This is a genomic window from Sporosarcina obsidiansis (assembly GCF_009651005.1).
Classification (GTDB): Bacteria; Bacillota; Bacilli; order Bacillales_A; family Planococcaceae; genus Sporosarcina; species Sporosarcina obsidiansis.
On the sequence record NZ_WHVW01000030.1, the window covers coordinates 23,617 to 30,146 of the forward strand.

The window sequence follows — 6,530 nt, forward strand, 5'->3', positions numbered from 1 at the left end:
TGAATTTAATGATTTAATTTTAGTAAATAACTGCATAGCTATTCAGTGTTTCAGATTAAATAAAAGGGGTGTCAAAATGGGTAGTTATTATAATGATTCAGATAAAGGGGTTCGAGGATTTCAATCTTACAAATTGAATTCAAGGGGAAAAAATAGAGAGCGAGAAATTGAATTGCTCACGTCCGGGCTAAGACGTATCATTGAACATTCGTCAAACAAGGGGAAAGATGTCATTTTTTTATGTATTGGTTCAGATCGATATATCGGAGATTCGTTAGGCCCCTTAGTTGGATCAATGCTTAATGAGCGTAATATACCTTATCTAGTTTATGGAACATTAGAAGAACCAGTACATGCATTTAATTTAAAAGAAACATTGAAAATAATCAATAGGCGATTTAAGAATCCTCTTATTTTTAGTATTGATGCAAGTTTGGGTGCTATGGAGCAAGTTGGGTATGTCATTTTTGAAGAAGGGCCACTTATTCCTGGAAAAGCGCTTGAAACGTTTTTACCTGAAGTCGGCGATTATCATTTTAAAGGTATCGTGAATTATATCGATCCATTACCAAAATCTCAATTTTTAAACGATACCCGGTTACATACAGTGATGACTCTTTCTAAAGTCATCGTTGAAGTTATTGCCCGAATTGAGGATGTAGATATCGGTACAAATGTTCAATAAGTTTGCTGATATACCATTTTGTCAAAAAAGCCCTTTTGACCTTTTTCGTTAGGTCAGAAGGACTTCCTTTTTATTAATTATTAAATTACATTTGTAACAAACGCAACGATGATAATGGCTAGCGAACAGAGAAGAGCCCATTTAAACGCAAAACGCTGAAACGTTCCAATATCTGTTTTAACCATTCCCACAAGTAAAAGTGTAGATGCAACGAGTGGACTCAAGAAGTGTATAGGTTGCCCTAATACCGATGCTCTCGCAATTTCCAAGGCGCTCACTCCATACGCAGCTCCAGCTTCAGCCAAGATAGGCAAAACGCCAAAATAATAGGCATCATTCGATAACACAAATGTAAACGGCATGCTTGTGATGGCAACAACTAAAGGATAAAACGAACCTAATGATTCTGGAATGATGGAAATCAATGAATTTGCAATTGCATCTACCATGTTTGTTCCAGAAAAAATTCCTGCAAATATTCCAGCTGCAAATACTAACGAGACCACTGTTATTGCGTTGCCGGCATGCGAAGCAATACGTTCTTTTTGCTGCTCTAAATTCGGATAATTAACCATGGCAGCGATTACAAAACCGATCAAAAACAGAATAGGAACAGGCATGATTCCGGTTACCAAAATCCCCATGATCACAATGACTAAGATAAGGTTAAACATTCTAAGTTTAGGTCGTTTGACGTCTTCTTCCATTGCAACACTGGCAGCCACACCGCTCATCGCTAGTGCATCTTCCGGAATTTCTTTAAGAACGATAACACCTAATCTCACACGTTCCTTCATTCCAAGTACGTATGCGATAAAAAGTATAGAAACCATTCCAGTTAACATCGTTGGGATGAGCGGAAGAAAGAATTCATTTGCATCAAGTCCTAGTGCTGCGATCGCTCTAGTAGCAGGCCCGCCCCAAGGAGTCATTCCACTCATAATACTGACGGCTAGCATTGAAATCGTTGCCAAAATGAGTGGATTCATTCCAATTCTTAGATAGAGTGCTAACATAGCCGAAATCGTGATCATGTGCGTGGTCGTCCCATCGCCATCTAATGCCACAATCATCGCAATGGCGGCAGTCCCCAATGCGATTTTAACTGGATCCCCTTTCACAATTTTCATCATTTTTTTGATGAGAGGATCAAATAAACCAGCGTCAATCAAGATACCAAAAAACAGAATTGCAAAAAGCAATAAAGCCGCAGAAGGTGCAACAACTTTTAAACCATCCAGCATCATGTCTCCAAGCTCTAAACCAAATCCCCCAATTAGCGCGAATGCAATCGGAACTACAACAAGCGCTGTTACCGGTGACAGACGTTTCGACATGATTAAATACGTGAAAACGACAACCATGGAAATTCCTAAAAATGTAAGAATATTAAAACCTCCTATAAAGAAATCGCTTACAAAGTAGAAAAAGGGATATACTTTTATATTTACTATTCCCTCTTTTTTCTAAGTGCTATTTCTAATTTTTATATGTTTTAAGAATATTACATCCATTAAAATAAGTAAAATAGATATTTTTTCGGATATTAACAAAAAAATACTTATAATACTCTTATGGATAGAAGGCGAATAAAAAAAAGAACGAAGGCATTCTACTTCCTCGTTCTTCCATTAGTCTTTCCTATAGATTGTGATTCTCATTTAAAAAGTCGATAAATCTTTTAACAGTGGCAAGTTGAAGGGAATCCTCGTTGTACATTAACCAAGTGTTTCTGAAAACAGGCTCCCCATTTTTATAGGACAACCCTTGAGTAAAAAGATTATCTGATGGCTGCAGACAAATCTCAGGTAAAATGGCAACTCCTAAATCATTCTTAACCATTTCCTTACTCGTTTCTTGCCGATCGGTTTCCATGATAACTAATGGAGGCTCTGTAAACCGGTCATGCCACCAACCATTGATTAAGTTTTTTAAGGAGCTGTCCGTTTTATAATTGATGAATGGCAGATCCGGTAAATGTTGCATATCAATTTCCTTTTTGGAGATTATACATAGTCTTTCTTTATGCAATAATGTCTTCATTCCATACCAATCATAGTTTCCACGCAATATCCCTAGTTGCACACTAGACGAATCCAAAAGTTTCATTATGTCAGTGCTCCAGCCAGTATTTACGTTAAATTGTACATTGGGATAATTCGTTGAGAACTTTTTAAGTATTTTCGGTAACCGATATTGAGCAAAGTTACTCGAGACACCAAGCCTCAAAGTCCCTCTTACTTCATCTTGCATATTAAGCATATAGTCCTTCGTTTTCTGTAACTTATCAATCATTTCCTCTGCGTATTCAGCTAAATGTACCCCCTCTGGCGTAAACTCAATACCGCCTTTTATTTTAAAAAATAGACTCGTTCCAAAACTTTTTTCCAAATTTTTAAATCGATAGGTCAACGCCGGTTGAGAAATATATAGCCTTTCTGCGGCCCTCGTAATATTTTTCTCCTCATACAAGATGCGGATTGCATCCCAGTCTTTTTCGTCCATTTTTAGCACTCCAATCTCATGATTATAAATTTTTTTTTATTTTTTGGTCAAAAATTATCTATTTTACTTATTTCTCTGTTTATCTTACGCTATTTTTAGAAGCTTCGAAACACAAAAGTTATTAAAAAGGTGGTTATATTGATGAGAGTGCCTGTAGTTATCATGCGTGGGGGAACAAGTAAAGGCGTTTTTCTTAATTATAAGGACTTGCCGGATGATCGTCATCTTTGGGATGATTTTTTATTAGATATTATGGGTAGTCCAGATCGTAGACAAATTGACGGAATTGGCGGCGCAAATTCATTGACGAGTAAAGCTGCAATCATAAAAAAATCAAATTTAAACGACATTGATGTTGAGTATACATTTGCGCAAATCAGCATTGAAAATCAGTTAGTGGACTTTAAAGGTAACTGTGGAAATATCTCTTCTGCTGTAGGACCCTATGCCATCCAACAGGGGATGGTACCTGCGGTAGAGCCAATTACAACGGTAAAAATATTGAATACGAATACGCAAAAGGTGATTATTGCTGAAGTTGAAGTTGAAAATGGAAGGGTCAAAACGAATGGGATGTGTTCAATTCCTGGCGTTCCTGGAACGGGTTCTCCGATTTATCTTTCCTTTACAAATGGTGAAGGTGCAGTAACAGGAAAATTGTTCCCGACTGGGAACCCTACTGATCGGATTCAAGCACCTAATGGTGACATTGATATCTCCATAATAGATGTTGCTAATCCGTTAGTATTTGTGAACGCCCATGATATCGGATTAACTGGATCTGAATTACCACATGAGTTTACAGCTGAAAAGCTTGCTGAGTTAGAAGAAATCAGATCAATTGCGGCCGAAATGTGTAAGTTTTCAATAAAAGAAGAAGCTACAAAAAAATCCCCTGCGGTTCCAAAAATGACCATCATTTCTTCTCCCATGACATATACTGATGTAGCGGGGATCGAAAGACAGGCCACGGATATGGATTGTACGATTCGAATGATGTCTATGCAAAAACCGCATCAAGCGCTTGCCATTACTGGAGCCATTTGTACAACAGCAGGGGCATTTTTAAAAGATACAATCTTGTCAGATGTTATTACCGTTGAACAAGATGTGATTCGATTAGGACATCCGGCAGGAATAATGGAAACAAAAGTCGACCTAATTGCCGGACATATAAATGCGATAAAGGTAGTTCGTACTGCAAGGATGATTTTCGAAGGGTATGTCTATACAAAGAAAGAATACGGTTTTTCAATTGCATAATCCGAGTCTTTGGGACTCAGGGCTTTCAAGGCGTAAAAAATAGAGTGTTTTTTTGAAATTATGTATAATGGTAGAAACAATACAATCCTTAACATATTGCAGAGATGCCCCTATGTACATTACAACAAAGTCTATTTAATATGCGTGAATTATTTGTGTTGGAATCTACCCATCATTTTTAGGCAATATTTTCAACGATTTACTTGAATCCCATCCGGGCAATAAAGGTATTCCAAGAGAACTAAACTACGGTGCCATGGTCTACTCCTTAAGTGCTCTTTTGGTGGAGCGTATTGTGACGATCAAAGATCTGGTCAAACGTTTGAATTTGCACCCAGTATTCCGATATGACTGTGGTTTTCTTCATTCTGATCAAATCCCATCTGAAGCTTTCTATTTCAGAATGATTTCTGTTATTAGTGAATCGGATGCAATGGCACACGTTCCTGAGGAGTTTATTTTATTGCGAAAAATAGCAGTGGAATTTGGTAAAACAACCAGGCTACAAAGATCTTGTTGTAACAGTTGTACTGCAGTAAAAGGAATGAATTTTAGAGCATCCAATCGGGTGCTCTTTTTCTTTACTACGCATCCGAACCCTAATACGCAGTAAAAGATTAACACAAAGCTCCACAAATACATAAGTTAATGATGAGGTTAACATATGAGGAGTGAATCTGTGAACACAATGAATTCTTACAATAATTATTTGTATGCGCAACAGTCTTTTCAAAAGTCATTAGAATTGATGGCTGAAGCCGTCCAAGGTGAGAAAGAAGATCAAGTCTTTTATGATTATTTACTTTCCAAAGCCCCCACTCAAGAACAAAAAGACATCATCACAAGAATACGAAATGATGAGATACGGCACAATCAACTTTTTAAGAAAATGTATAAAGAGTTAACAGGTCAGGATGTTGTTATAGAAAAAGAAGAAGAGTTTATTCCACCTTCAACCTATCAGGAAGGAATAAAAAAAGCCTTATTTGGAGAGTTAAAGGCAATGGAAAAGTATCGGGTGATCCGACAAGGCTTGCCGTATCGGTATTATAGAGATATCGTTTTTGAAATACTTACTGATGAACTCAAGCATGCAGATTTATATAATTTTATTAATACAGAGATTTCATCTCAAAAAACTAGTGTGACTACTCAAAATATGACGCCAGATGAACTAGTTATGCATACCGAATTCTTAGTGAAGGAAGGATTAGAAGATGTACAAAGAGGTATCAACATGACGCATATCCTTCAAGAGTTCATTTTAATGGGCGTCCTCGTAGGGCAAGGATACTCTCCCGAAATGGCTTACGAAACAGTTGAAGAGTGGGAACGAACTGGAGAATCAAAACTTCTCCAACAAAGCAAGAGAATGTCGTCATAAATTAAACCTCGTGCTATAGGATATTAAATACAACAGTGTAAATAGATAAATAAAGGAAAATAAGAGACAATATCCAATGGAGATATTGTCTCTACTAACTTGATCAAGAAAAACAGTACACTAGAACATGAAGGGCATAAGAAAAACTCGACAAGGGAACTGTTGCGATTTACCAAATTTTTGATAGAAAGTGTCTCTTATTCCTGGTATGATAGTAGTATAAATAGAATTATATTACAATTCTTTAATTATTTAAGTATATTTATTTACAAGATATCCTTTTCGAATACAGAGTAGGAGGATCATTTATATATCTTTTGTAAAGAAACCATTTTTATCAAGGGTCATAGATACATTAAAAGATAAAGCAGAATTACAATCACCTGTTGTTATTAAAAAAGGTGACTCGATCGATTTGGAGATTGGACGTTTACGAAATAAATTAGCTGAAGGTCTGTTACCCGTAGATTCAAAGAAATTAGAACTGCAAATAAAACTGTTGGAGATAGGGAAAGCTGGAGAGCAGTCACTACTGTTTGAACTAACTAATTCATTCCTTCCCATCATGATTTTGCATGATGTTTATATTAAACATAAGGGATTATCTGCTCAAATCGATTTTATTGTCGTGACTCGACAATTCATCCTAGTCATTGAAGTGAAGAAGTATTTCGGTAACATTACAGTTAATGA

General features: G+C 36.6%; 7 protein-coding genes. 5 read left to right on the forward strand and 2 right to left on the reverse strand.

Annotated elements, in window-relative coordinates; all coding sequences use genetic code 11:
* Positions 1-76: 76 nt before the first annotated feature.
* Positions 77-685, forward strand: coding sequence for a spore protease YyaC (gene yyaC, locus GD002_RS16700; RefSeq protein WP_153733504.1), 609 nt, complete (start codon positions 77-79; stop codon positions 683-685).
* Positions 686-765: 80 nt separating this feature from the next.
* Here the strand turns inward: yyaC and GD002_RS16705 are convergent, their stop codons facing one another.
* Positions 766-2,073: a CitMHS family transporter gene (locus GD002_RS16705; RefSeq protein ID WP_153733505.1), complete on the reverse strand. Its 1,308-nt coding sequence runs from the start codon at positions 2,071-2,073 to the stop codon at positions 766-768.
* A gap of 253 nt (positions 2,074-2,326) precedes the next feature.
* Positions 2,327-3,190, reverse strand: coding sequence for a LysR family transcriptional regulator (locus tag GD002_RS16710; RefSeq protein ID WP_153733506.1), 864 nt, complete (start codon positions 3,188-3,190; stop codon positions 2,327-2,329).
* Positions 3,191-3,328: 138 nt separating this feature from the next.
* Between GD002_RS16710 and GD002_RS16715 the strand changes: the two genes are divergently transcribed.
* The 4 genes from GD002_RS16715 to GD002_RS16730 form a co-directional block, all read left to right on the forward strand.
* Positions 3,329-4,453 carry a 2-methylaconitate cis-trans isomerase PrpF family protein gene (locus GD002_RS16715; protein WP_153733507.1) on the forward strand — a complete coding sequence of 375 codons (1,125 nt, stop codon included), beginning with the start codon at positions 3,329-3,331 and terminating at the stop codon, positions 4,451-4,453.
* 295 nt (positions 4,454-4,748) lie between these two features.
* Entirely contained in the window at positions 4,749-5,066 is a 318-nt protein-coding gene (locus tag GD002_RS16720; protein ID WP_153733508.1) for a hypothetical protein, read from the forward strand.
* Positions 5,067-5,132: 66 nt separating this feature from the next.
* Positions 5,133-5,837, forward strand: coding sequence for a ferritin-like domain-containing protein (locus GD002_RS16725; RefSeq protein ID WP_228548413.1), 705 nt, complete (start codon positions 5,133-5,135; stop codon positions 5,835-5,837).
* 415 nt (positions 5,838-6,252) lie between these two features.
* On the forward strand, positions 6,253-6,530 hold a 278-nt coding region (locus GD002_RS16730; protein ID WP_194841662.1), incomplete at its 3' end, for a nuclease-related domain-containing protein.